Source organism: uncultured Aliiroseovarius sp. (assembly GCF_947497285.1).
Lineage (GTDB): Bacteria > Pseudomonadota > Alphaproteobacteria > Rhodobacterales > Rhodobacteraceae > Aliiroseovarius.
Genome location: NZ_CANMFT010000005.1, coordinates 99,527 through 123,580, shown reverse-complemented (window position 1 = coordinate 123,580; position 24,054 = coordinate 99,527). Strand labels below are relative to the sequence as shown.

Genomic DNA, 24,054 nt, shown 5'->3' with positions numbered 1-24,054 from the left:
CTTCTTCCTCGCAGGCTGATTGGTTAATCCGCTCGGATTACCACCATTTCTGGGGCTTTGCTACAAATCCGGCGCGTGCTTCGACCTCGTGAGCGATATTCAGCAGATCGCCTTCTTCCCATGGACGTCCGATCAGTTGCAGACCCAACGGAAGACCTTGCGCGTCCAGCCCGGCGGGAACCGAGATACCGGGCAGCCCGGCAAGGTTCACCGTGACCGTGAACACGTCGTTCAGATACATCTTGACCGGGTCGGCATTCTCCATCTCGCCCAACCCAAACGCGGCAGACGGCGTGGCAGGTGTCAGGATGGCGTCGATGCCTTGCGCGAACACATCGTCGAAGTCTTTCTTGATCAACGCGCGGACCTTGCGGGCGCGGTTGTAATAGGCGTCATAAAAGCCCGCCGACAGAACGTAGGTGCCAACCATCACGCGGCGCTGCACCTCGTCGCCGAACCCTTCAGCGCGGGTTTTCTCGTACATCTCCGTAATGCCATCACCCGCCGCGAGCTTGGCGCGGTGGCCATAACGCACCCCGTCATAACGGGCGAGGTTCGACGACGCCTCAGCCGGTGCAATCACGTAATAAGCAGGCAACGCGTATTTCGTGTGCGGCAGCGAGATATCGACGATCTCGGCCCCTGCATCGCGCAGCATGTCAGCCCCTTTGGTCCACAGCGCCTCGATCTCGTCCGGCATGCCGTCCATGCGGTATTCCTTGGGGATACCGATTTTCTTGCCCTTGATGTCGCCTGTCAGCATCGCCTCGAAATTCGGCACTGGCAGGTCTGCGCTGGTCGAATCCTTAGGGTCATGGCCGCACATAGCCTCCAGCATGATCGCCGCGTCGCGCACCGATTTGGTCATCGGGCCAGCCTGATCCAGTGAGGATGCAAACGCCACGACACCCCAGCGCGAGCAGCGGCCATAGGTGGGCTTGATGCCCGTGATACCGGTGAAAGCCGCAGGCTGACGGATTGACCCGCCCGTGTCTGTGCCGGTGGCAGCGAGACAAAGGTCAGCGGCCACTGCCGAGGCCGACCCGCCCGAGCTTCCGCCCGGTGTCAGTTTGCGGTCGTCCACCTTCCACGGGTTCACCGCGTTGCCGTAGACGCTCGTTTCATTCGACGACCCCATCGCAAATTCGTCCATGTTGAGCTTGCCCAACATAACGGTGCCATTGTCCAGAAGGTTCTGGCTGACGGTCGATTCGTATTCCGGAATGAAGCCCTCAAGGATGCGGCTGCCCGCCTGCGACGCCACGCCCTTGGTGCAGAACAGATCTTTAATGCCCAACGGAATGCCGCACATATCAGGCGCGTCACCTGCTTTGATCCGTGCGTCCGCCGCCGTGGCCTGTTCGCGCGCCAAATCGGGGGTGTTATGGACAAACGCGCCCAGCGCGCCTGCGCCTTCGATTTCGGTCAGACACGCCTCGGTCAATTCCGCCGAGGTCAGATCGCCCTTGCGCATCGCATCGCGGGCCTCGGCAATCGTCAGTTTATTCAGGTCAGCCATTATTCCACCACCTTCGGCACCGCAAAGAAGCCTTCGCGCGCATCGGGCGCGTTGGACAGGATCTTGTCCTGCATGTCGCCATCGGTCACCACGTCTTCGCGACGCTTCAGGCGCATCGGCGTGACCGAGGTCATCGGCTCGACGCCGTCGACGTCCACCTCGTTCAACTGCTCGATAAAGCCGAGGATCGCGTTGAAGTTTTCGGCCAGCTCCGGCAGGCGGTCGTCTTCGACCTTGATGCGGGCCAGATGCGCAACCTTGCGCGCGGTTTCGATGTCGATCGACATGGGTGGCTCCCGTGTATGTTTCGCCAGATCGTTTAGCGCGCGCATGGCCCGCCCGCAAGCCATGTGCGCGGGTTGCGGTGCCGTCCCGCAGGTGACAGGGGCGGATTTGCTGCTAGTCTGACCATGAACGATCAAAAGGGAGGCTTTCCATGAAAATCACATTCCTTGGACATTCCGGTTTTCGGATCGAGATTGAAGGCGCGGTCTTGCTGGTCGATCCATGGCTGGATGGTAACCCGATGTTTCCAGAGGGTCGCCGGGACGAGGCCACCGCCGGCGCGACTCACATCCTGATCACCCACGGACATGGCGACCACGCGTCTTCCACTTTGGCCATCGCGCGCGAGAAGGGCATTCCGATTGCGGCGATCCACGAGCTTGCCACTTTCTGGGGCAATGAAGATGGGATCAAGACGCTGGGGTTTGGCAAAGGTGGCACCATCGACCTGAACGGGGCGAAGGTGACGATGGTGAATGCCTCGCATTCCGCCAGTTTCGATTATCTGGGTGGCGATCGGCCACTCTGCGCAGGCGCCGAGGTCGGGTTCATGATCGCAGGCGAAGGCCACGTGATCTATGTCTCTGGCGACACGGACATCATGGCGGATATGGAGTGGATGGGCGATCTGCACAAACCCGATATCGGTATCCTGTGCGCGGGTGGGCATTACACGATGGATATGGCGCGGGTGGCTTACGCGACAAAACGGTACTTCGATTTCAAGACCGTGATTCCCTGCCACTACAAGACCTTCCCCGTTCTGGCGCAGTCCGCTGATGCATTGGTCGCTGCACTGCCCGACGTGAATGTGATTGAACCAGAGGTTCTGAAGCCGATAACGATCTAAGGATCAGCGCCGGGACGCGAAGAAGTCCTTCAATATCCGCTCGGCCTCGTCCGCGCCGATGCCGTCATAGACCTCGGGGACATGGTGGCATTGCGAATGCGTGAAGATGCGCGCGCCATGTGCCACGCCGCCTGATTTCGGGTCCGCAGCGCCGTAATAGACCCGGCGAATACGCGCCGCCGACATGGCGGTTGCGCACATCGCGCACGGCTCCAGCGTCACGTAAAGGTCGTGGTCGGGCAGGCGTTCCGACCCGGCCTGAGCGCAGCCTTCGCGGATCACCAACACTTCGGCGTGGGCCGTAGGGTCGTTCAACTCGCGCGTCCGGTTGCCTGCCGCAGCGATCACCTTGCCGTCCGGCGACACCAGCACCGCCCCCACGGGCACCTCACCGCGCGCGGCGGCAGCACGGGCTTCTGCCATTGCGGCATCCATATGGCTTTTAAAACGGCTCATGCCCCCTTTTGCCTTGGCGCCGACCGCTTGCCAAGGCTTCCCCTTTGCCCCGCCCCGCGCTATGCGAAGGCATGACAGACAAAAAACGCCCCCCCGTTCCCAAATCGGCCCGCAAGCCCGCCCCGAAAAAGCCGGACGCCGCGACGGCTGATCCGTCCAAAGGCGACCGCATCGCCAAGGTGCTGGCCCGCGCCGGTGTCGCCAGCCGTCGCGAGGCTGAACGGATGATCGAAGCGGGCCGCGTAACCGTGAACGGAAAAGTGATCGACAGCCCCGCGCTGAACGTCACCGCCAAGGACACGATCCTGTTTGACGAAGCCCCTTTGGCAGAACCGGAACCGCCCCGCATGTGGTTGTATTACAAGCCCATCGGCCTTGTGACGACCGAGCGGGATGAGAAGGGGCGCGACACGGTATTCAAAAACCTGCCCGACGACCTGCCCCGCGTGGTCAGCGTCGGGCGGCTCGACATCAATTCCGAAGGCCTGCTGCTTCTGACCAACGATGGCGAGGTGAAGCGCAAGCTGGAACTGCCCTCGACCGGGTGGTCACGCAAATACCGCGTGCGGGTGAACGGGCGACCCACCGAGGACACACTGGCGCCGGTGCGCAAGGGTTTGACGATTGATGGCGAGCGGTTCCAGCCGATGGCCGTGTCGCTGGACCGGCAACAAGGCGCGAACGCGTGGCTGACCGTGACCCTGCGCGAAGGGAAGAACCGCGAGGTGCGCCGCGCGATGGAAGCAGTCGGGCTGACCGTCAACCGCCTGCTGCGCGTCAGCTACGGCCCCTTCCAACTGGGTGAATTGAAACCCGGCGAGGTGGAGGAAATCCGCCAACGCGTTGTGCGCGACCAGCTTGGGATGGAAGACGCAAAGCCGGCGCCAGTGCGGACGCGCAAAGAGATCCCGCGTGGCAAGCATGGAAGCAAACCGGGGGCCAAGCCTGCATTCAAAGGTGGGCGGCCCGGAGGGAAACCAGGTCAACGTCCGGCGGGAAAAGGCCCCGGCGGCAAAGGTCCGGGCGGCAAGCCCCAAGGCCGCCCCGGTTCGCGCAACAAGTAGCATGGTTACCGGCTAGAACAGCGATCCTTGATCGGGGGCGTCCTTTTTGGGCATGGGCTTTGTTGCGGGTTTGATCGGCTTCACCGCCGATGTCCCTGACCCATCCAGCGCCAATCGACCATCCGCGAACTCGATCTCAAGCGCTTTGGCTTTTGCGGCAGCGGCTTGGTTGGTCACCACATCTCCGTCGCCCCGCACAACCGCATACCCACGCTTCAACGTCTCGGTATAGCCCAGCGTTTGGCGCATTCGTTCAAGGCTGGTCAGCCGATCCTCGTGCCGCTTTGTATTTGCCAAGAAGGCCCGATCCAATCGCGCAGACAGTCCAGTGATCTCAACCGTTCGGCGTTTGTTGGCGTCTGTGATGCGGTCGGGGTCCAAGCGTGCGCTTGCCATATTTAGCCGGTCCCGCATCGGGGCCAGTCGCGCGGTCAAAACGCGCGGGCGCAGACCTGCGGACGCCTCGGTCAGCTTGACTCGCCTCACTTGCGTCATGCTGCGCAGGGCTGAGGGCAGTTTGTGGCTGGCGGTATCAAGCCGCTGGCGTGGAGTGTCCAACAACGCCTCGGGGCGCGGCAGGGCGCGGGCCACGTCACGCAGGCGCTGGCCGCGTTGCGTCAACGCCTGTTCCAACGAACGGGTCAAGCGGGTGCCTTGTTCCTCGGTCCACGCTAGCAATTCCAGACGCACTGGCACGGCATGTTCGGCAGCCGCGGTCGGCGTCGGCGCGCGCAAGTCAGACACGTAATCAATCAGGGTCGTGTCCGTTTCGTGCCCCACCGCCGAGATCAGGGGAATATCCGACGCAGCAGCGGCGCGCGCGACGATTTCCTCGTTGAACCCCCACAGATCCTCGATTGAACCACCACCGCGCGCAACGATCAGCAAGTCAGGACGCGGCAGCGCGCCGCCCGGTTGCATACGGTTGAAACCTTCGATTGCGGCGGCGACCTGAGGCGCACACGCCTCGCCCTGCACGGCGACGGGCCAGATCAGCACTTTGCGCGGGAAACGGTCCCGCAGGCGGTGCAAGATATCGCGGATCACCGCACCGGACGGTGATGTGACAACGCCAATCACTTCGGGCAGGAAAGGCAGCTTTTTCTTGCGTTCGGGCGCGAAAAGTCCCTCTGCCGCCAGCGTTTTCTTGCGCTTTTCCAACATTGCCATCAACGCGCCTTCGCCCGCGACGACGACATCATCGACGTTCAACTGGTATTTCGACTGGCTGCCAAAAGTGGTCAGCTTGCCGGTGACGATGACCTCCATGCCTTCTTCGGGCTTGATCGACAGGCGGCTGACCTGCCCTTTCCAACTGACCGCGGCCAGAACAGATCGGTCGTCCTTCACGTCGAAATACAGATGACCGGACCGCGCCAGCATGACCCGCCCAACTTCGCCCCGCACGCGGACACGCCCAAATGCCCCCTCGATTGTTTTCTTCAGCGCGCCGGAGATTTCCGAGACGGTGAACTCCGGTGCGTTTTCGCCGGGCTGTGGATCGTCGATCAGGTCGGACATGGGCCGGTGTCTCTTTCCTTGTGATTTCAGCGCCCCGACCTTAGAACGCCGATGACAGAAGGCCAAGCGGGGGAAGAGCCATGAACATCCTTATTCTGGGCAGCGGCGGGCGTGAACATGCGCTGGCGTGGGCTGTGATGCAAAACCCGAAATGCGACCGCCTGATTGTGGCCCCCGGAAATGCCGGCATGGCGCAGATCGCGGAGTGCGCATCGCTGGACATCGAAGACGGTGACGCGGTCGTGACGTTTGCCCAGCAAAACACCATTGATTTCGTGATCATCGGGCCGGAAGCGCCCTTGGCCAAAGGCGTGGCCGACCGTCTGCGCGAGGCGGGCGTCAGTGTCTTCGGCCCCTCAGCCGAGGCCGCGAAGCTTGAGGCATCCAAGTCCTTCACGAAAGAGGTCTGCGATGCCGCGGGCGCGCCAACCGCTGCCTATGGTCATTTCACCGACGCAGATGCCGCCAAGGCCTATATTCGCGAACACGGCGCACCGATTGTCGTCAAGGCCGACGGTCTGGCAGCCGGCAAAGGCGTGATCGTTGCAATGGACGAGCAGACGGCGCTGGACGCCATCGACGACATGTTCGGTGGCGCGTTTGGCGGGGCTGGCGCGGAAGTCGTGATCGAAGAGTTCATGGAGGGCGAAGAGGCATCTTACTTCATCCTCTGCGACGGCAAGACCGCCCTGCCCATCGGCACGGCGCAAGACCACAAACGCGTGGGCGATGGCGACACAGGGCTGAACACCGGCGGCATGGGTGCCTATTCCCCTGCCCCCGTTCTGACAGACGACATTGCCGCCCGCGCCATGCGCGAGATCATTGAACCCACCGTGGCCGAAATGGCCAAGCGTGGCACACCCTATCAAGGGGTGCTTTATGCGGGGTTCATGATCAAGGACGGGCAGGCACGGCTGGTCGAATACAACGCGCGCTTTGGTGACCCGGAATGTCAGGTGTTGATGATGCGGCTCGGCGCACAGGCACTGGACCTGATGCTGGCCTGTGCCGAGGGGCGGCTGGATGAGGCCCAAGTGAACTGGGCGGATGATCATGCGATCACCGTGGTGATGGCAGCCAATGGCTATCCCGGCGCTTACCAGAAAGGGTCAATCATCAACGGGTTGGACGATCTGCCGGAAGACTCGAAAAATATGATCTTCCATGCGGGCACCACCGAAGTGGACGGCAAGATCACAGCCACCGGCGGGCGCGTTCTGAATATCACCGCACGCGGCGACAGCCTGCAAGAGGCCCGCGACCGTGCTTATGCGATGATCGACAAGATTGATTGGCCGGGCGGGTTTAATCGGTCAGATATTGGGTGGCGGGCGCTCTGAAAGGCGCAAGACGCCAAGCGCGGGCCATCATGCGCAACAGATATAACGCACCGCGCACGACCGACCGCCAAAAGGGAGAGGGTCGACGCGGTGCACCAAGGCCATCAAATTTGTTTTTCGGGCATATGCACGACAAGGCCATCCAGATCGTCGGTAATCTTGATCTGGCAGGTCAAACGCGACCGTTCTGCGTCCGGCTCAAACGCAAAGTCGAGCATGTCTTCTTCCATCGCATCCTTGGCAGGCACCTTGTCGACCCACGCCGCGTCCACATAGACATGGCAGGTCGAACAGGCACAAGCGCCACCGCAATCCGCCTCGATCCCCGGAATGTTGTTGTCGCGCGCGCCTTCCATCACAGTCAGGCCGTTTGCAACGTCCACGACGTGTTTCGTTCCATTGTGCTCGACATAGGTAATCTTTGCCATCTGGCGTCTCCAATCTTTTGCTCGGGCCTTTCTAGACAAGGCAGATAGGCAAGGCAAAGCAGTTTTGCCAGACTAAAACACGAAACTTGAAGCGCCGCCGGGACGCAAAGCTCATCGGCTTGGCCAAGCGATACAGCCAGGCTCGTGCCGAGACAATCCGCTTCAAGGCAAGGAGGCGCCCTTCAGAACCGCAATCGTTACGCCGAAACGGTCATTTACAGAACGAGCTTTCGAAGGGCCCGACGCTGGTGGCACCAGGTGACGGGCCGAAAGATGCGCGCCAGATTGGCCCGGCATCGGTCGATGCCTGAACGGCTGGCAGATGCAAAGGCGCAATAAGAAAACCCGCGCAAAAAGCGCGGGTCCAAATGGTAAACTTTCTGCTGAGTTGCGCTTATAGGTACCCTGCAAGAAGCTCTGCAAGTCGTTGTGTCAGGGGATCGGCTTGCATCACCCAGCCCCCGGCCTGTTCCAGCGCGGTGCCTTTCGACAAAGCCTGAACCCGATCATTGTAATTGATCGCCCCGACCTGATCGAACAGAAATGCCTTGAAAGCGATGAAGCCAACAACCGTGATGATCAGGCCTTTGATCGGAAAGCCCCGACGCGCACGGCGCGAGGTTTTCGGAACCAACAATCCGTCACGTTCGACCAGTTGCACATATCCCTGCGACAGCTTGCGGTGCTGCTTGCTAATACTACGGACGCGCTTCTGAAAGTCCTGAACTTGTGCATCAGTCATAATAGACCCTTTCCCCCTAATTATTTAAACACCCTTCCCACGTCAGAATAAGGCAAAAACGTGACAAACTCCAGCAAACCGACTGTTTATTGCAATAATTATCTAGTTTTTCACAAGAATTAACGTCGTCCAGTCAACAATTTCATCTCTGTTAACCAGATTGAACCCGTTTTGTGCATAAACCGAAATCACCTCGTCGGCCTGCGGGTTTAGGATGCCGGAAAGAATCGCATAACCTCCGGTTGAAACATGCCGCGTCATGTCCGGGGCCAGTCCAATCAACGGCCCCTTAAGGATATTCGCGAACACCAGATCGAAGGGTGCGGCCCGTTTAAGGGTTGGTGATGCAAAGCCTGCGGCCTCGACACAGGTGACGCGATCGGACAGCGCGTTGGCGTCGACATTGGCACGGGCCACATCAACCGCCACTTCGTCGATGTCGCTGGCCAGTACCGGATCAGGCCAAACCTGCGCCGCTGCCATGGCCAGCACCGCCGTGCCGCAGCCAATATCGACAACACGTCGCCCAACAAACCCGTCGTCGATCAAATGGTCCAACGCTCTGAGACAGCCGAGTGTCGTTCCATGGTGGCCTGTCCCAAACGCCATTGCCGCGTCAATCAACAAGGCGATCCTGCCTTCCGGGATTTTGTCGGCATCATGACTGCCATGCACAAAGAAACGCCCGGCTTCGACCGGGGTGAGCTCTCGTTTGACATGGGCGACCCAGTCGATTTCGGGCAGTTCAGACACGGCGAAATCCTTGGCGCTGCACATCTTGGTCAGAAGGGCCAAGCCCGCCGCATCCGGCTCTTCCACGAAATAGCCGCCGACTTCCCAAAGTCCGCTGCCATCTTCGACTTCGAACACGCCGATGCCGGTCGGCTCGGGCGTCAGGTTTTCCATTGCCGCGCCCAGCGCGTCGGCGGCGTCCTGACCTTCTATGGTGGTCAATGCGGTCCATGTGGGCATGGCTGGATCCTTTCTATGCTAGAAGGGGCCTAGCCGCATGCGAGTGAAGGGTCAACCACCGCAGATCCCATTCAAACCGGTCGCTAAGCGCCTGTTCCGATCGGACAACTGACGCCTGTGCCACCGATGCCGCAATACCCTGCCGGGTTCTTCGACAAGTATTGCTGGTGGTAGGCCTCGGCCAGATAAAACGGTCCGGCAGGGGCGATTTCCGTTGTGATCGGGCCAAAGCCCTTTGCGGCAAGCTGCGGCGCGTAGCGCGCGGCTGACGCCTTCGCAAGATCCAGTTGCTGTGCATCCGTCGCATAAATCGCTGAACGGTATTGCGTGCCCATATCGTTGCCTTGCCGCATCCCTTGCGTGGGGTCGTGGTTTTCCCAAAACACTTTCAGCAATGCGTCATAACTGGTCACCGCGGGATCATACACGACCCGCACCGCTTCGGTGTGGCCGGTCTGTCCGGTGCAGACCTCTTCGTATGTCGGATTGGGGGTCACACCCCCCGCGTTTCCGACCATGGTCAGCCAAACGCCGGGAAGCTGCCAGAAAATCCGCTCGACCCCCCAATAGCAACCCATGCCGAATATGGCGACGTCGAACCCGTCTGGCACATCCATCGTCAGGGGGCGCCCAAAAACATGATGGGTCGAGGCTGTCGGGATCGGGTCTGCACGCCCCGGCAGGGCCGCGTTGCGATCAACCATCGTCAGTTTTTTCCGTCCAAACATCCTGCGTCCTCCTGTTTGCGCACCTTTAAAGGTGGCGTCACTGGGCCGCGTGTGCAACCACGCGCGAAAGCACAGTCTCGTTACCCTTTTCCGGGTGACGCGGGATCAACAAGGCCAGCATCAGCGAAACGCTTGCCATGGCGGCCGCCAATCCAAAGACCGCGCCCGGCGACACCACCCAAAGATACCCCAAAAGCGCCGGCAAGAACACGGCCGCAATATGGTTGATGGTGAACGCGACCGCCGCTGTGGGCGCAATGTCTTGCGGGTCCGCAATCTTTTGGAAATAGGTTTTCAGGGCAAAGGCCAGCGCAAAAAACAGGTGATCAACCACATAGAGCGTTGCCGCCAGCACGACCCCCCAGCCGAAGAAATAGATGCCGCCATAGGCCAGAAACACACAGATCAACCCGACATATTCAAACGCCAAAGCGCGCCGTTCGCCCCAAATGGCCACCGCCTTGCCCATCAAGGGCGCAAAGAAGATGTTGGCGACATAGTTGATCAGGAACAGCGCGGTGACCTCGTGCACCTCAAAGCCGAATCGTTCGACCATCATGAAGGCCGCAAAGACCGTGAATATCTGGCGCCGCGCACCTGCCATGAATTGCAGCGCATAATAGAGCCAATAGCGGCGTCGCAAGACAAACTGCTTGAGCTGCGGTTCAGGGCTTTCAAACTGCGGGTAGGCGAAGAAACAGAAGATCGCGATGGCGAGCGTGGTGCCTCCGGCGATCATGTAGACAAGGTTATAGCTTAGGTCGAAGGCCTTCCAGGTCAGCACCAGCAGCCCGTAGCTGACCAAAGCCGCCGCCGAACCGACCGACATGATCCAGCCCAGCATCTGCGGGGCGCGTTTCTTGTCGATCCATTGCAGCTGAAGCGACTGGTTCACCGTCTCGAAATAGTGAAACCCGATCGACGACAACATTGTGATGGTCAAAATCCCGCCAAAGCTTGGAAACCACGCAGTAATCGCAGTGGCGGCCCCCAGCATCCCAAGTGCTACAACCCCCAGAACCTGCTCGCGAAACAGCATCAACAGGGCGATGACCCCGATCGCCAGAAAGCCCGGTATCTCGCGCACGGTGTGCAGCCAGCCAATCTCGACGCCGGTGAACCCTGCGGCTTCGATCACGAAGTTGTTCAACAGCGCCGACCATGTGAAAAACGCAATCGGCATGGCCGCTGCCATCAGCATCAACAGGAAGATGGGGCGGCGCCAAAAAGGTTGGGCGCGGGCCTCCTCCAGGGTCAGAATTTGGTGTCTCATGCCCCCGCAATAAGCCTGAATTCACCCGGTGGCGAGGCCAAAACGCATTCACACAACAAGATGCGATTATGATATATGTCAAGGCAGGCGCGCATCAGAATTGGCAAAATCCCCTGCAATTAAAGGAGGTCCAATGGATATCGTCCCCCTGATCGACCGCATCGGAGAGCAACCGACAGCCGCCGTTTTCGGCCTGATCACCGGCATCGTGTTTGGCGTGTCTGCCCAGCGCTCACGCTTTTGCCTGCGTGCCGCAACGGTCGAGTTCGCGCGAAGAATGATGGACAGTTCCGTTGCGATCTGGCTTTTGACCTTCTCGACCGCACTGGTCTGGGTTCAGAGTGCATCGCTTCTGGGCCTGTTGCGACCCGAAGATGCACGCATGATGGCCGTGACCGGCAGTTGGTCGGGCGCTGTCATCGGTGGTTTGATGTTCGGGGTTGGTATGGTGCTGGCGCGCGGCTGCTCGGGCCGCCTTCTGGTGCTGGCGGCCACGGGAAACCTGCGCTCGGTCGTATCCGGCCTGATCTTCGCCGTTGTCGCCCAGATGAGCTTGCATGGCTGGCTATCGCCGACCCGCGACTATCTTGCCCGTCTTTGGATGACCGAAGGGGGCGTAAACGTGAACCTTTTGACCGCAATCGGTGTTCCAGAATGGTCAGGTCTGGCCCTTGGCCTGATCACGGCAATCCTTGCGATCTACATCGCGCGGCGGTCGGGTATGGGTTATAAACGACTGGTTTTCGGGTCTGGAGTAGGCTTCGCCGTCGCGCTTGGCTGGGTGTTGACCTATCAACTGTCGCTGGCTGCGTTCGAACCGGTGTCTGTCACCTCGGCCACCTTCTCTGGCCCCTCGGCCAACACGCTGATGTTCTTTTTGATCCCCGACCCCGTGCTTGAGTTCGACGTGGGCCTAGTGCCGGGCGTCGTGATCGGCGCTTTCGCCGCCAGTTGGTTCGCGGGTGATTTCAAGTTCCAGGGGTTCGATAATGAGGCCATCATGCGTCGCTCAATGTTCGGTGCCGTCCTGATGGGCTTCGGCGCGATGCTGGCGGGTGGCTGCGCGATTGGCGCGGGCGTCACGGGTGGCTCCATCTTCGTCGGCACCGCATGGCTTGCGCTTTTGTGCATGTGGATCGGTGCGATAGTGACAGATGCGCTGGTGGATCAGCGCGGAGCTGTTGGCGTGGCGGCAGAGTAAGGTCTGTCCAAAACTCGACTACATTCGCTCATCCGGGCTTTGAACCCAATCCTGGCGCTTTCCGTCTTTTCGCGGACTAGGCGTTCGCCATTAAAGTAGGCTACGGCCAACTGTGATAACATTGCCTGAGGCGTTGGTAGAAATGAACGTAGGGAGGTTAAGCTATGGAGTCCAAGTTTGAGCTAACCGGCAAATGCATGTGCGGTGCAGTCAAGTTCACCGGCACTGCGAACAAACCAACAGTGGCAGCGTGCCATTGCGACATGTGTCGCCGATGGTCCTCTGGGCCGTTTTTTGAGATTTCCTGCGAAAACGTATCGTTTCAGGGCGAAAACAATATCAGCAAGATACGATCATCTGATTGGGCCGAACGTGGTTTTTGCAACAAATGTGGTTCAAATCTGTTCTATCACATTCTCGATAGCAACGAGTTCCAAATAGCCGCCGGGCTTCTTGACGATCAATCGGAGCTTCAATTGACATTGCAGGTTTTCATCGATGAAAAGCCACCTTTCTATACCTTGGCAGACAAGACAGAAACGATGACTGGAGCAGAGCTCTTTGCTGCATACGCTCCAAAGTCGGATTAGATCGGCGACATCGGAAACATGTAGAATGTGGATTTAGTCGACTGGTGCTTCAATAAAAACTCTGCGGATCAATATCTACGGACACGCGCATATCCCCTTTGATCTGGAACTGTGCAAGCCAGCGTTTCAGCGCCGCTTGAATGGGCGCACCCTTGTCGGCCTTCACCAGCAATCGCACCCGATGTCGTCCTCGAACACGCGCGATGGGTGCTGGAGCGGGGCCATAAAGTTGTGCGCCGATCTGGATCAATGGTTCTGATCGCCGCGCCATCTCGGCGCCCAGATCAAAGACCGCTTGGATGTCGGGCGAGGACAGGACAATGCCAGCCAGACGGCCATATGGCGGCACACCTGCGGCTTGGCGCTCGCTCGCCTCAGCGCGCCAGAATTTCTCTTCCTCGCCCGCCAAAATCGCGCGGATTACTGGGTGCTCGGGCTGGAAAGTTTGCAGCAGCGCGACGCCCGGAGTCTCTGCGCGCCCTGCCCGACCCGCGACCTGCCGGATCAGTTGAAACGTGCGTTCAGCAGCGCGCAGGTCGGAGCCTTGCAGGCCAAGGTCTGAATCGATCACCCCGACAAGGGTGAGCTTGGGGAAATTGTGCCCCTTGGCGACCAGCTGCGTGCCGATGATGATGTCCGCGCCACCGTCGGCAATCAGTTCGATCTGCTCTTTCAACGCGCGGGCCGACCCAAACAGGTCGGACGACAACACCGCCACGCGCGCTTCAGGAAAGCTGGCACGGACCTCTTCCGCCAACCTCTCCACACCCGGCCCGACAGGGGCGAGTTTCCCTTCGACCTCACATTCCGGGCAGGCGTCTGGCATCGGTTTCGTCTCGCCGCATTGGTGGCAGACCAAGCGTTTCTGAAAGCGGTGTTCGACCATGCGTGCGTCACAATGGTCACAGCCAATCTGGTGCCCACAGGCCCGGCAGATCGTGACAGGCGCATAGCCACGGCGATTGATGAAAAGCAGCGATTGCTCGCCCTTCGCAATGCGCAGGGTCACGGCCGCTTTCAGCGTGGGCGAAATCCAGCTTTGTGACGGCAGGTCCTCCTGCCGCATATCAATCGCGCGCATGTCGGGCATGACAGCGGGGCCGTAGCGGCTGGTCAGCTCGATCCGGTTGTATTTGCCCGCTTCGCAATTGGCCCAAGTTTCCAGCGAGGGCGTGGCAGAGGCAAGCACCACTTGCGCGTCACAGATGGACGCGCGCAGGACCGCCATGTCGCGGGCGGAATAGAGCACACCGTCTTCTTGCTTGTAGGAACTGTCGTGTTCCTCATCCACGATCACCAATCCAAGGTCACGGAAGGGCAAAAAAAGGGCGGACCGCGCGCCGACAACCAGCGAGGCATCCCCTTGCCCCACCATTCGCCAGCAACGGCGGCGTTCGGTCATGGTGACACCGGAGTGCCATTCGGCGGGACGCGCGCCGAACCGTTCCTCGACCCGCTTCAGAAACTCGGCGGTCAGGGCGATTTCGGGCAGCAACACCAGCGCCTGTCGCCCTTTGCGCAGGCAGGCAGCGACGGCTTCAAGGTAGACCTCAGTCTTGCCCGCGCCGGTGACCCCACGCAGAAGTATCGTGCCGTAACGCCCCCCGCGCACCCCATCGGTCAATTGTTTGGCGGCGACCGCCTGTTCCTCGGTCAGGTCTTTGCTGGGCAAGTCGGGATCAAGGCGCGGATAGGGCATGTCGCGCGGGGTATCTTCTTCGCGAATGGCCCCCAGCTTCACCAGCCCCTTGACGACCGACCCGCTGACCCCCGCCAGATCCGCCAGCTCTTTTTGGGTAAACCCGACGCCGGGCTGGTCCATCAACGCGTCCATCACCTTGGCACGCGCATCTGTCAGGCGATTGGGGCGGTGGCCTGACGCCTTCAGAACCTTGCGCATCGACGGCGGGTCGGACAGCCCTGGTGCACGCGTGGCAAGGCGCAGCATCTGGCTCATCGGGGTCAGGGTGTAGTCGCCCACGCGGGTCAGAAACTCTGCCATCTCGGTGCGCATTGGCGCCACGTCCAACACCCGGATCACCGCGCGAAGTTTGGAGGCGTCAAAGCCACCCTCGCCCGGCCCCCACACCACGCCCAGCACTTTGCGCGGGCCAAGCGGCACCTCAACATACGCGCCTTGCACGCAACCGCCTTCGGGCGCGCGGTAGGTCAGGATTCGGTCCAGTGGCTGGGTGGTCAGCACGCCGACCCTTGCGCCTTCCGGAAACTGCTCAACGTCGCTCATATAGCCAGATTCCCTGTCATCAAGCGCACCATAAGGGCTTTCTGCCCGCGCGCCCATGGGGTATGAGAGCGCAAACGCTCAATAGCTGCAGGAGCCGCGCTTATGAAATTTTTCGCTGATACCGCCGACATTCCCGCCATCAAGGAACTGAACGACCTTGGCATGATCGACGGGGTGACCACCAACCCCTCGATCATCAAGAAATCGGGCCGGGACATTCTGGAAGTGACCAAAGAGATCTGCGACATCGTGGATGGTCCCGTGTCCGCCGAAGTCACCGCCATCGACGCGGACACCATGATCGCCGAGGGCCGCAAACTGGCCAAGATCGCCGACAACATCGCGGTGAAGGTGCCGCTGACTTGGGATGGTTTGAAAGCCTGTAAGGTGCTGACCGACGAAGGCAGCATGGTCAACGTGACGCTTTGCTTTTCCGCCAACCAAGCCCTGCTGGCCGCCAAAGCTGGTGCGACCTTCATCTCGCCCTTCATCGGCCGTTTGGACGACATCAATCTGGATGGCATAGAGTTGATCGAGGACATTCGCACCATCTATGACAACTATGGATATGAGACGCAGATTTTGGCGGCCTCAATCCGGTCGGTCAACCATATGAAAGACTGCGCGCTGGTAGGAGCGGATGTTGCAACCGCACCTCCGTCAGTGATCGAAGCGATGGCCAAACACGTGTTGACCGACAAAGGCCTGGACGCCTTTTTGGCCGACATCAAAGCAGCGGGCATCAAGATCCTGTAACGCAACGCGATCCAGACAGAACTGTTACGAGGGGGCCACGGCCCCCTTTTTCTGTTTTGGTTAACCAAAAATATACAACAATCGGCCAATGCTTGGTGTATATTCAGGAAAAATAACAAAACGAACCCGAGGCAGAACATGAGCGTACCGGTTACGATCAATGAAGATTTGCGCGAGCAGTTAATCGCGCAACCCGAAGCCATCCTGGACGATCACGACATCATGCACGCCCTGATCGCGGCGAATGAACGCGCAATGGGTGCGAATATCGTCGATATGCGCGGCATCGCGATGGAGCGGCTTGAGGCCCGGCTTGACCGGCTGGAAGACACCCACCGATCAGTGATTGCCGCTGCATATGACAACATCTCGGGGATGAATCTGATCCACCGCGCTGTGCTTAGAATGCTGGACCCCGCGGATTTCGAGCTGTTCATGAACGATCTCGGCGGCGAAGTTGCCGAGATCTTGCGCGTTGATTGCGTGCGTCTGGTGCTTGAAACCCTGCAGGACGAAAAGAACAGCGCTGTCGAACGGTTGGGCAAGGTGCTTTCGATCGCAGAACCCGGCTTTATCGCTGACTATCTGGGGGTCGGAACCGATCAATCGTCGCGGCAGGTTTTCCTGCGTCAGGTGCTGGAACAAGATCAAACCATCTATGGCGATACCGGATGCTGGATGCGGTCCGAAGCCTGTATCCGCCTTGATTTGGGAGAGGGACGCCTGCCGGGCATGCTGGTTCTCGGCGTAGAGGACCCCGACCAGTTCAAGCCGGGACAGGGCACCGATCTTTTGTCTTTCTTTGGTGGCGTCTTCGAACGGGCCATGCGCCGCTGGTTGTCGTGACCGCCACAAACACATCGATGATTTCCGAAGGCGCGCGCGACGCGCTTTGCACGTGGCTTGATCACATCCGGGCGCTGGATGGCGCGTCGGTCAACACGATTTCCGCCTATCAAACCGACCTTGCCGGGTTTCTGGCTTTCATGTCTGGTCACCTCGGTGGCGCGACCGGGCGGGGCGCGTTGGCCGCTGTTACCCTGTCTGACATGCGCGCATGGATGGCGAACGAGCGTAATCGGGGCGTTGGCGCTCGGTCTTTGGCCCGCTCCCTGTCTGCCGTGAAAAGCTTTTACCGCTGGCTCAGCGAACGCGATGGGTTTGATGCGACGGCCGTTTTGTCGACACGCAGCCCGAAATTCACACGAAAGCTACCGCGTCCGCTTGCGCCAGATGCTGCGAAAGCGGTTATTAAAACGGCTGGTGTGCAAGCACGGCAGGACTGGGTTGGCGCGCGCGACATCGCCGTTGTGACCCTGCTTTACGGTTGTGGTTTGCGCATTTCCGAAGCGTTGAGCCTGCGCTGCAAGGACGCCCCATTGCCCGACACCTTGCGGATCAAGGGCAAAGGCGGGAAAGAGCGGCTGGTTCCCGTTTTGCCCGCAGCGCACGACGCAGTCGAAGCCTACCGTCGCCTCTGCCCCCACCCTGCCACACCTGACGCGCCACTGTTCAGGGGCGTGCGTGGTGGCGCACTTGGCCCGCGCATCGTGCAAAAGGTGATGGAGCAGGTGCGTCTGCAACTTGGCCTGCCCGCCACTGCGACACCGCACGCCATGCGCCACAGCTTTGCGACGCACCTTCTGGCTGCTGGCGGTGATCTGCGCGCCATTCAAGAGCTTCTGGGTCATGCCAGCCTGTCGACCACACAGGCCTACACCTCGGTCGATACTTCGCGCCTGCTGGAGGTTTATCAGTCCGCCCATCCGCGCGCCTGACACGCGATGATGTAGGTTCAAGGTTTCTTCTTTCCCCCAAAGTGAATTTCCGGCACAAAGCGCGCATGAAAATCTCGACCAAAGCCCTTCTTGTTCACCTGCTGACCGCGACAGGTGCCGTGTTTGCCATGTTGGCAATGCTGGCCGCAGTAGATGAAAAGTGGAGCCTGATGTTTCTTTGGCTGGTCGTGGCCTTCGGGGTGGATGGGATCGACGGACCATTGGCGCGACGCTATCACGTCAAGGTCAACGCACCACAATACGATGGCGTATTGATGGACCTGATCATCGACTATCTGACTTATGTTTTCATACCGGCCTACGCGCTGTTCAAATCCGGGCTGATGCCGGGCTGGACGGGCTGGTTCGCGATCATCGTGATCACCTTCGCCAGCGCGATCTATTTCTCGGACACTCGGATGAAGACCAAAGACAACAGTTTCTCGGGCTTTCCGGGCTGTTGGAATATGCTGGTCATCGTCTTGTTCGCAACCGAACCAAATTTCTGGGTCTTGCTGTTGTTGGTGTCAGCACTGGCCGTGGCGATGTTCTTGCCACTGAAGTTCATCCACCCTGTGCGGACCGAGCGGTGGCGGCTGGTCAGCTTGCCCTGTGCCCTGGCCTGGACGTTCTTTGCCGGGTGGGCCGCTTGGGTCGATTTCCACCCGGAAAGCTGGGCGCATTGGGGGTTGGTCGTGACGTCGGTTTATCTTTTGGGGGCCGGTATCGCGCAGCAGATCCTGCCTGAACGACAAACCACGCAACCCAGCTGAGACGCGACGCACTTAGCGCTTAGTCAGACCATCGTTTCAGCGCGTCTTCGTCATCGACCTTCGCCGCCACCCAATCGGTGGCGCCGTCGCGTGTGAATTCTTTCTTCCAGAACGGCGCGCGGGATTTCAGGTAATCCATCAGATATTCTGCCGCCTCAAACGCGGCGACGCGGTGTTTGGAGGCCGTGGCAACCATCATAATCTGCTCGCCGGGTTGCAAGGAGCCGTGGCGATGAATCACCAGGCAATCTGCCAGCGCCCAACGGTCAACCGCCCGCGCAACGATCTGCGAAATCGCCTTTTCCGTCATGCCCGGGTAGTGCTCAATTACCATCCGGTCAAGCGAGCCCGCATCGTCCCGAACGATACCCGTGAAGCTGACGATCGCACCCAGATCTGCGCGACCTTGCCCGAAAGCGGACAGTTCAGCACCGGGGTCGAAAGTTTCGGCCTGCACCCGAACGGTCATCTTATCCCCCGGTCATCGGTGGGAAGAACGCGACTTCTCTGACCCCTTTCAAGGGCGCATCGAAATCTGCAAGCTCTTGATCCAACGCCACCCGCAGGGCTGACAAATCCTCGAACGCCGCAGCATAGCGCGGTTCGCGCGCGCGCAATTCGCTCACCAATTCGGCAACTGTTTCGGCCTTTGTCTCGATCTTTTCACGCGGTTCACCGATGCGTTCACGCACCCACGCGAAATACATGACCTCAACCATGGTCTTGCTCCTCTTTCAGAAAAGGCATCGCCTTTCGGAAATAATCCCATCCGGTTACGACGGTCAGGGCGCCTGCAATCCACAGCAGTGCGATCCCAACCCATGCCGACCAGCGGCCTGCAGCCTCGTAAAACAGAAGCCCGACCTCGTCAGTGACAGTGCCGTCAAACACGCCATCAATTGTGGCCTGATCCATGCCTTGAATGCGATCAATGAAGCTGTGCTGGAAAATCCCGGTCGAGAACAGAATGGCAATCGCCACCATCTGCACTGTCGTTTTCCATTTCGCCAGATTGGTGACCTTTAGCGCACGTGCCTTGTCGCCCAGGGTTTCGCGCAAGCCAGACACAAAGACTTCGCGATAGATGATCAGCGCCGAGGGCAGCAAGATCCAAGGCGTCACGCCCGCATAACCATTGATGACAAGCAGCGCGATCAACACCATCGCCTTGTCGGCAATCGGGTCCATCGCCGCGCCAAACAGGCTTTCAAGCTTCCACGCACGCGCCAAGTAGCCATCAAGGTAGTCGGTGATCGAGGCCACGATGAACAGGATCATCGCGTACCAATCCGCCCAAGGACGCGCGAAGTAAAGAAACATGACCGGCAACAAGGGCGCGGCAACAAGCCGGGCAACGGTCAGGATATTTGGCAGGTTCCATTTCATGGGATTATCCTTACCGCGTCAGCCTTTGTCATGGAAGAAGCCATAGATGGTTTCCGCCAGTGTTTCGGAAATACCATCCACGGCCTTGAGGTCCTCAAGCCCTGCGCGGCTGACGGCTTTGGCCGATCCGAAATGAGCAAGAAGCGCGCGTTTGCGCGCGGCCCCGACGCCGGACACGTCGTCCAACGGTGTCGCCCCCTGCGCTTTCGCGCGTTTGGCGCGGTGGGTGCCGATCGCGAAGCGATGCGCTTCGTCGCGCAGACGTTGGATGAAATACAGAACCGGGTCATTCCGTTTCAACGCGAAGGGGCGCTTTTTCCGTCGGTAGAATTCTTCTTTCCCCTGATCGCGATCGACCCCCTTCGCCACCCCGATCATCGGAATGTCGGTCACACCCAGCTCTTCCATGATCTGATGCACCGCGCTGACCTGCCCCGCACCGCCATCAATCAACAGCAGTTCGGGCCAGTGTTCACCCTCGCGGTCGGGATCTTCTTTCAAAAGGCGCTTGAAACGGCGGGTCAGCACCTCTTTCATCATACCGAAATCGTCACCGGGGGTCAGGTCATCGCCCTTTATGTTGAACTTGCGATACTGGCTTTTCATGAAGCCTTCCGGCCCGGCTACAATCATCGCGCCCACCGCATGTGCCCCCTGTATGTGCGAGTTGTCATAAACCTCGATCCGCTGTGGCGGGCCAACCAGATCGAAGGCCTGCGCAAGCCCCTCCAGCAGACGGGCTTGCGTGGCCGTTTCCGCCATCTTGCGGCCCAAGCTTTCGCGGGCATTGCGTTGGGCGTTGGCAACCAGTTCCGATTTCTCACCGCGCAACGGGACCGAGATTTCAACCTTGCGACCCAGCTTTTCGCCAAGCGCCTGTGACATCAGGTCCTGTTCATCCAGCGGGTCGGACAGAAGGATCAACCGCGGTGGTTCCTTTTGGTCGTAGAACTGCCCGACGAACGCTTGCAGCACCTCGCCCGGCCCAGCGCCCGCCCCTGTGCGCGGATAGAAATCGCGGTTGCCCCAGTTCTGGTGCGCGCGGATGAAAAAGACCTGCACACAGGCCTGCCCCCCTTCCATGTGCAACGCGATTACATCCGCCTCGGCCACGCCGCGCGGGTTGACGCCTTGTGCTTGCTGAACCTGGGTCAACGCGCGGATACGGTCGCGCAGGATGGCGGCCTTTTCGAACTCCATCGCCTCGGAGGCTGCTTGCATTTCACCGGCCAGATTTTCCTGCATTTTTGTTGTGCGGCCCGACAGAAAATCCTCGGCATCGCGCACAAGGGTGGCGTATCCCTCGGCATCTATTTTCCCAACGCATGGGCCAGAACACCGCTTGATCTGGTATTGCAGACAAGGCCGGGTGCGGGTTTCGAACATCGCGTCCGAGCAATTGCGAAGCAAGAACACCTTCTGCAACTGGTTCAGCGTCCTATTCACCGCATCTGCACTGGCAAACGGTCCATAATAGGCGCCTTTTTCCCTGCGCGCGCCGCGATGCTTCTTGATCTGTGGATAGTCGTGCCCCGTCACAAGAATGTTTGGAAAGCTTTTGTCGTCGCGCAAGAGCACATTGAAATGAGGCTTCAATTGCTTGATCAGATTCTGCTCTAACAACAGGGCTTCGGTTTCCGTGCGCGTCGTCAGAAACATCATCGAGGCCGTTTGGCTGATCATCCGCGCGATCCGCGCCGAATGCCCCGTGGGCTTGGCATAGTTCGAAACGCGTTTCTTCAGGTTTCGCGCCTTGCCGACATACAAGACCCGCCCCTTTGCATCGAGCATTCGGTAAACACCCGGCGAATTGTCGAGCGTTTTCAGATAGGTCTGGACAACCTCATACCCGGTTGGTGTGGCGGCTGTTGCGGCGTTCGCCTGCGGTTCATCTTGGCTCATGTCGGCACATTTCCGATTCTCTGCGCGTCTGCAACCTTACCGCGCCTTGCACAAGAGAAAACATGCCCACATTTTCTGTGGATAACTCTGAGGACATGTTTTGCGCATCAAGAAAAATCCTTTGTTTTCGGTCTGCTTCGTTGATCTGCCTATTTTTTAGGCACATATATAAGCCCTTGTTATTAAAGGAAAGAAATATGAACACACTGTAAATAAATGAAATCATTGCAGAAAATATGACCATCGACGTTTGACAATTTCACAGGTGCACAACTTTCGCGTCGGTTTTGTTGCAAGCAACCGTTCGCACAAGCAGCCTGCCTTATTCGACACCCAGAATATCAGGCGTTTCCCATCCCAAATGTTGCCCGCCATCCACCGCAATCATCTGTCCCGTGACCGCAGGTGCTGCCAGAAAATAGGCAAGCGCTGCCGTGATATCATCGCTATTTGCGCCGCGCTTCAGGATTGATGCGGCCCGCTGCGCTTGGAAATGGGCCGGAGATTGTCGCGCCCCAATCAAAGTGGATCCGGGCGCGATGGCGTTTACACGAATATCCGGGGCAAGACCCTGTGCGGCGGTCTGGGTCAACACCCACAAGGCGTGTTTGGCAAGGCTGTAGGTCATAAACTCGGGCGTCGGCTTCCGAACCCGTTGATCCAGCATGTTGACCACCAAAGCGTGCGGCATGCTTTCGCCGCTCTCATCCAGCGTCGCCCTGGGCGCCTGAGCCGCAAAAGCCTGCGTCAAAAAGAATGGGGCGCGCAGGTTCGACGACATGTGGCGGTCCCAACTGTCCTGCGTCGCGCTGGCCAAAGTGTCATGTTCGAAAATCGAAGCGTTGTTGATCAGCACATTCAGCGGTCCGTCCAATGCTTTGGCGGCGCGCGGCACAAGCGTGTCGACCTGCGCCATGTCCAGCAGGTCGGCCTGCAAGGTCACAGCACTGCACCCCAACGCTTGAATGGCGTCTGCGGTTTCACGCGCGCCATCTTCGGAGGTGCCAAAATGCACCGCAACATCATATCCGGCGCGCGCAAGCTCCAAGGCCATGGCACGCCCCAACCGCGCGCCGGCGCCTGTCACCAATGCGCGTTTCTGCACCACTTATGCACCTCCCAGAACGGCCAGAATATAGGCGACATACAGCACAGAAAGAATGATGCCCCAGACGCGGCCCATATGCCATTTCAGGAACACGAACGGCGCCAAAAGCGCCGACGCCCCCAGCATCACCCACAGGTCAAACTTAAGGATGCCCGGCTCGACCGGGATCGGGCCAACCAACGAGGCAATCCCGATGATGGCAAGCAGGTTGAACATGTTCGACCCGATGACATTTCCCAGTGCAACCTCGGCTTGGTTGCGCAAGGCGGCCATCACGGTCGTGGCAAGTTCCGGCAGTGACGTTCCAAGCGCGACCAAAGTCAGTCCGATCACCGTTTCTGAAACCCCATAGTGACGCGCGATATTGGTCGAAGCGTCAACCAGCAGATCTGCCCCCAGCGGCAAACCGATCAGACCCAGCACAAGGAACAGTATGACCTTCCACCACGGCATGTCGGGGTCGGCGCCTTCGACCTCTTCTTCGTCGTCCAGGGCGACCAGTGCCCCGTTGGCTGTCGCGCGGCGATGCGACAGCGCCACGCGAAAAGCAGAGCTTAGCATCAGCCCCAAGGCAGCCAGAAGCACCAGACCTTGCACCCATGTGATGACGCCCTGAAGGCTGAGGATGATGAACAGCACGGTCGCGCCCATCATCTGCAAATAGCTTTTCTTTGTGTCGCAATTGCCGGTCGACAACCCTGCCATAAGCGCAGGCACACCGAGCACCAACAGGATGTTGGCCGTGTTCGATCCGACCACGTTGCCCATCGCCAAACCGGGCACGTTTTCCGCAATTGCCTGAACCGAGATCAACAACTCGGGTGCAGACGTGCCGAAAGCGACAATCGTCAGCGAGACGATCAGCGCGGGCACCCCAAGGCGCAGCGACAGGTTGACTGCACCGCGCACAAGGCTGTCGCCCGCCAGCAAAAGGATCACAAGGCCAAGCGAGGCATAGATCAGATCCAAGTCTTAGCCCTTCCCTTTACAATCACACGGGGCTTTCCCCAGGCGATACCGCCCGCAACGCTTACACTTCAACGCCTCGATACGTTGCTGACCGGGATAGCGCAACTTGCCAAACATTGCCAAGACACCCATGCCCACAAGGAACAGAACGACGACCTTGATGAC

General features: G+C 59.5%; 25 protein-coding genes. 9 read left to right on the top strand and 16 right to left on the bottom strand.

The window, feature by feature from the left end:
- Positions 1-37 precede the first annotated feature (37 nt).
- Together gatA and gatC are read right to left on the bottom strand one after the other, a co-directional pair.
- A complete protein-coding gene (gatA, locus tag Q0864_RS10775) occupies positions 38-1,519 on the bottom strand; it encodes an Asp-tRNA(Asn)/Glu-tRNA(Gln) amidotransferase subunit GatA (protein WP_298569120.1) in 1,482 nt (493 codons plus the stop codon).
- A complete protein-coding gene (gatC, locus tag Q0864_RS10770; RefSeq protein ID WP_247033108.1) occupies positions 1,519-1,806 on the bottom strand; it encodes an Asp-tRNA(Asn)/Glu-tRNA(Gln) amidotransferase subunit GatC in 288 nt (95 codons plus the stop codon). The genes gatA and gatC overlap by 1 nt, the downstream gene beginning before the upstream one ends.
- Positions 1,807-1,955: 149 nt before the next feature.
- Between gatC and Q0864_RS10765 the strand changes: the two genes are divergently transcribed.
- Positions 1,956-2,654: a metal-dependent hydrolase gene (locus Q0864_RS10765; RefSeq protein WP_298569111.1), complete on the top strand. Its 699-nt coding sequence runs from the start codon at positions 1,956-1,958 to the stop codon at positions 2,652-2,654.
- 3 nt (positions 2,655-2,657) lie between these two features.
- Here Q0864_RS10765 and Q0864_RS10760 read toward each other — a convergent pair whose 3' ends face one another.
- Positions 2,658-3,110 carry a nucleoside deaminase gene (locus Q0864_RS10760; protein WP_298569108.1) on the bottom strand — a complete coding sequence of 151 codons (453 nt, stop codon included), beginning with the start codon at positions 3,108-3,110 and terminating at the stop codon, positions 2,658-2,660.
- A gap of 71 nt (positions 3,111-3,181) precedes the next feature.
- Between Q0864_RS10760 and Q0864_RS10755 the strand changes: the two genes are divergently transcribed.
- On the top strand, positions 3,182-4,174 hold the full coding sequence (locus Q0864_RS10755; RefSeq protein WP_298569105.1) for a pseudouridine synthase: 993 nt from the start codon (positions 3,182-3,184) through the stop codon (positions 4,172-4,174).
- Between the two features lie 12 nt (positions 4,175-4,186).
- On the opposite strand, the gene xseA is transcribed toward Q0864_RS10755, so the two are convergent.
- Positions 4,187-5,695, bottom strand: a complete 1,509-nt coding sequence (xseA, locus tag Q0864_RS10750; RefSeq protein WP_298569102.1) for an exodeoxyribonuclease VII large subunit — start codon at positions 5,693-5,695, stop codon at positions 4,187-4,189.
- Positions 5,696-5,775: 80 nt separating this feature from the next.
- On the opposite strand from xseA, the gene purD reads away from it, so the two are divergent.
- Entirely contained in the window at positions 5,776-7,038 is a 1,263-nt protein-coding gene (gene purD, locus Q0864_RS10745; RefSeq protein WP_298569099.1) for a phosphoribosylamine--glycine ligase, read from the top strand.
- Positions 7,039-7,142: 104 nt separating this feature from the next.
- Here the strand turns inward: purD and Q0864_RS10740 are convergent, their stop codons facing one another.
- The 5 genes from Q0864_RS10740 to Q0864_RS10720 all read right to left on the bottom strand — a co-directional run bounded on the left by Q0864_RS10740 (position 7,143) and on the right by Q0864_RS10720 (position 11,181).
- Positions 7,143-7,466 carry a 2Fe-2S iron-sulfur cluster-binding protein gene (locus Q0864_RS10740; protein ID WP_298569097.1) on the bottom strand — a complete coding sequence of 108 codons (324 nt, stop codon included), beginning with the start codon at positions 7,464-7,466 and terminating at the stop codon, positions 7,143-7,145.
- Positions 7,467-7,860: 394 nt separating this feature from the next.
- Entirely contained in the window at positions 7,861-8,208 is a 348-nt protein-coding gene (locus Q0864_RS10735) for a hypothetical protein (RefSeq protein WP_298569095.1), read from the bottom strand.
- 102 nt (positions 8,209-8,310) lie between these two features.
- Positions 8,311-9,180 (bottom strand): 50S ribosomal protein L11 methyltransferase, encoded by an 870-nt coding sequence (locus Q0864_RS10730; RefSeq protein WP_298569093.1) that lies wholly within the window; start codon positions 9,178-9,180, stop codon positions 8,311-8,313.
- Between the two features lie 83 nt (positions 9,181-9,263).
- The gene (gene msrA / locus Q0864_RS10725) at positions 9,264-9,908 is read right to left on the bottom strand and encodes a peptide-methionine (S)-S-oxide reductase MsrA (protein ID WP_298569091.1); all 645 of its coding nucleotides are present in this window, start codon (positions 9,906-9,908) and stop codon (positions 9,264-9,266) included.
- A 37-nt stretch (positions 9,909-9,945) separates the two neighbouring features.
- Entirely contained in the window at positions 9,946-11,181 is a 1,236-nt protein-coding gene (locus Q0864_RS10720) for an MFS transporter (protein WP_298569089.1), read from the bottom strand.
- A gap of 133 nt (positions 11,182-11,314) precedes the next feature.
- Here Q0864_RS10720 and Q0864_RS10715 point away from each other — a divergent pair, with 133 nt between their 5' ends.
- Together Q0864_RS10715 and Q0864_RS10710 are read left to right on the top strand one after the other, a co-directional pair.
- On the top strand, positions 11,315-12,382 hold the full coding sequence (locus tag Q0864_RS10715) for a YeeE/YedE family protein (RefSeq protein ID WP_298569087.1): 1,068 nt from the start codon (positions 11,315-11,317) through the stop codon (positions 12,380-12,382).
- A gap of 164 nt (positions 12,383-12,546) precedes the next feature.
- Entirely contained in the window at positions 12,547-12,972 is a 426-nt protein-coding gene (locus Q0864_RS10710; protein ID WP_298569085.1) for a GFA family protein, read from the top strand.
- Positions 12,973-13,021: 49 nt separating this feature from the next.
- Here Q0864_RS10710 and Q0864_RS10705 read toward each other — a convergent pair whose 3' ends face one another.
- On the bottom strand, positions 13,022-15,217 hold the full coding sequence (locus Q0864_RS10705) for a primosomal protein N' (RefSeq protein WP_298569083.1): 2,196 nt from the start codon (positions 15,215-15,217) through the stop codon (positions 13,022-13,024).
- Positions 15,218-15,319: 102 nt separating this feature from the next.
- Between Q0864_RS10705 and fsa the strand changes: the two genes are divergently transcribed.
- The 4 genes from fsa (at position 15,320) to Q0864_RS10685 (ending at position 18,524) form a co-directional block, all read left to right on the top strand.
- Positions 15,320-15,973, top strand: coding sequence for a fructose-6-phosphate aldolase (gene fsa, locus Q0864_RS10700; protein ID WP_298569081.1), 654 nt, complete (start codon positions 15,320-15,322; stop codon positions 15,971-15,973).
- Between the two features lie 138 nt (positions 15,974-16,111).
- Complete coding sequence (locus Q0864_RS10695; RefSeq protein ID WP_298569079.1) at positions 16,112-16,819, top strand: DUF484 family protein; 708 nt, start codon at positions 16,112-16,114, stop codon at positions 16,817-16,819.
- A gap of 17 nt (positions 16,820-16,836) precedes the next feature.
- Positions 16,837-17,751, top strand: coding sequence for a tyrosine recombinase XerC (locus Q0864_RS10690; RefSeq protein WP_298569499.1), 915 nt, complete (start codon positions 16,837-16,839; stop codon positions 17,749-17,751).
- 65 nt (positions 17,752-17,816) lie between these two features.
- Entirely contained in the window at positions 17,817-18,524 is a 708-nt protein-coding gene (locus Q0864_RS10685) for a CDP-alcohol phosphatidyltransferase family protein (RefSeq protein WP_298569077.1), read from the top strand.
- 19 nt (positions 18,525-18,543) lie between these two features.
- Here Q0864_RS10685 and Q0864_RS10680 read toward each other — a convergent pair whose 3' ends face one another.
- From Q0864_RS10680 to Q0864_RS10655, 6 genes are all read right to left on the bottom strand, one after another.
- Entirely contained in the window at positions 18,544-18,993 is a 450-nt protein-coding gene (locus tag Q0864_RS10680) for a molybdenum cofactor biosynthesis protein MoaE (protein WP_298569075.1), read from the bottom strand.
- Position 18,994: 1 nt separating this feature from the next.
- Positions 18,995-19,243: a molybdopterin converting factor subunit 1 gene (gene moaD, locus Q0864_RS10675; protein WP_298569073.1), complete on the bottom strand. Its 249-nt coding sequence runs from the start codon at positions 19,241-19,243 to the stop codon at positions 18,995-18,997.
- Positions 19,236-19,910: a CDP-diacylglycerol--glycerol-3-phosphate 3-phosphatidyltransferase gene (pgsA, locus tag Q0864_RS10670; protein ID WP_298569071.1), complete on the bottom strand. Its 675-nt coding sequence runs from the start codon at positions 19,908-19,910 to the stop codon at positions 19,236-19,238. The genes moaD and pgsA overlap by 8 nt, the downstream gene beginning before the upstream one ends.
- Before the next feature lie 18 nt (positions 19,911-19,928).
- Complete coding sequence (uvrC, locus tag Q0864_RS10665; protein WP_298569069.1) at positions 19,929-21,812, bottom strand: excinuclease ABC subunit UvrC; 1,884 nt, start codon at positions 21,810-21,812, stop codon at positions 19,929-19,931.
- 322 nt (positions 21,813-22,134) lie between these two features.
- On the bottom strand, positions 22,135-22,920 hold the full coding sequence (locus tag Q0864_RS10660; protein WP_298569067.1) for an SDR family oxidoreductase: 786 nt from the start codon (positions 22,918-22,920) through the stop codon (positions 22,135-22,137).
- Positions 22,921-23,889, bottom strand: coding sequence for a calcium/sodium antiporter (locus Q0864_RS10655; protein ID WP_298569064.1), 969 nt, complete (start codon positions 23,887-23,889; stop codon positions 22,921-22,923).
- Between the last annotated feature and the right edge of the window lie 165 nt (positions 23,890-24,054).

What these genes read in the sequence shown, in the direction of transcription:
- Q0864_RS10705 (WP_298569083.1), bottom strand. Translation starts at nt 15,217, where the DNA reads ATGAGCGACGTTGAGCAGTTTCCGGAAGGCGCAAGGGTCGGCGTGCTG.
- Q0864_RS10740 (WP_298569097.1), bottom strand. Translation starts at nt 7,466, where the DNA reads ATGGCAAAGATTACCTATGTCGAGCACAATGGAACGAAACACGTCGTG.
- msrA (WP_298569091.1), bottom strand. Translation starts at nt 9,908, where the DNA reads ATGTTTGGACGGAAAAAACTGACGATGGTTGATCGCAACGCGGCCCTG.
- gatA (WP_298569120.1), bottom strand. Translation starts at nt 1,519, where the DNA reads ATGGCTGACCTGAATAAACTGACGATTGCCGAGGCCCGCGATGCGATG.
- uvrC (WP_298569069.1), bottom strand. Translation starts at nt 21,812, where the DNA reads ATGAGCCAAGATGAACCGCAGGCGAACGCCGCAACAGCCGCCACACCA.
- Q0864_RS10685 (WP_298569077.1), top strand. Translation starts at nt 17,817, where the DNA reads ATGAAAATCTCGACCAAAGCCCTTCTTGTTCACCTGCTGACCGCGACA.
- Q0864_RS10755 (WP_298569105.1), top strand. Translation starts at nt 3,182, where the DNA reads ATGACAGACAAAAAACGCCCCCCCGTTCCCAAATCGGCCCGCAAGCCC.
- Q0864_RS10730 (WP_298569093.1), bottom strand. Translation starts at nt 9,180, where the DNA reads ATGCCCACATGGACCGCATTGACCACCATAGAAGGTCAGGACGCCGCC.
- Q0864_RS10690 (WP_298569499.1), top strand. Translation starts at nt 16,837, where the DNA reads ATGATTTCCGAAGGCGCGCGCGACGCGCTTTGCACGTGGCTTGATCAC.
- Q0864_RS10765 (WP_298569111.1), top strand. Translation starts at nt 1,956, where the DNA reads ATGAAAATCACATTCCTTGGACATTCCGGTTTTCGGATCGAGATTGAA.
- xseA (WP_298569102.1), bottom strand. Translation starts at nt 5,695, where the DNA reads ATGTCCGACCTGATCGACGATCCACAGCCCGGCGAAAACGCACCGGAG.
- gatC (WP_247033108.1), bottom strand. Translation starts at nt 1,806, where the DNA reads ATGTCGATCGACATCGAAACCGCGCGCAAGGTTGCGCATCTGGCCCGC.
- moaD (WP_298569073.1), bottom strand. Translation starts at nt 19,243, where the DNA reads ATGGTTGAGGTCATGTATTTCGCGTGGGTGCGTGAACGCATCGGTGAA.
- Q0864_RS10695 (WP_298569079.1), top strand. Translation starts at nt 16,112, where the DNA reads ATGAGCGTACCGGTTACGATCAATGAAGATTTGCGCGAGCAGTTAATC.
- Q0864_RS10680 (WP_298569075.1), bottom strand. Translation starts at nt 18,993, where the DNA reads ATGACCGTTCGGGTGCAGGCCGAAACTTTCGACCCCGGTGCTGAACTG.
- Q0864_RS10710 (WP_298569085.1), top strand. Translation starts at nt 12,547, where the DNA reads ATGGAGTCCAAGTTTGAGCTAACCGGCAAATGCATGTGCGGTGCAGTC.
- purD (WP_298569099.1), top strand. Translation starts at nt 5,776, where the DNA reads ATGAACATCCTTATTCTGGGCAGCGGCGGGCGTGAACATGCGCTGGCG.
- Q0864_RS10760 (WP_298569108.1), bottom strand. Translation starts at nt 3,110, where the DNA reads ATGAGCCGTTTTAAAAGCCATATGGATGCCGCAATGGCAGAAGCCCGT.
- Q0864_RS10720 (WP_298569089.1), bottom strand. Translation starts at nt 11,181, where the DNA reads ATGAGACACCAAATTCTGACCCTGGAGGAGGCCCGCGCCCAACCTTTT.
- fsa (WP_298569081.1), top strand. Translation starts at nt 15,320, where the DNA reads ATGAAATTTTTCGCTGATACCGCCGACATTCCCGCCATCAAGGAACTG.
- Q0864_RS10735 (WP_298569095.1), bottom strand. Translation starts at nt 8,208, where the DNA reads ATGACTGATGCACAAGTTCAGGACTTTCAGAAGCGCGTCCGTAGTATT.
- Q0864_RS10715 (WP_298569087.1), top strand. Translation starts at nt 11,315, where the DNA reads ATGGATATCGTCCCCCTGATCGACCGCATCGGAGAGCAACCGACAGCC.
- pgsA (WP_298569071.1), bottom strand. Translation starts at nt 19,910, where the DNA reads ATGAAATGGAACCTGCCAAATATCCTGACCGTTGCCCGGCTTGTTGCC.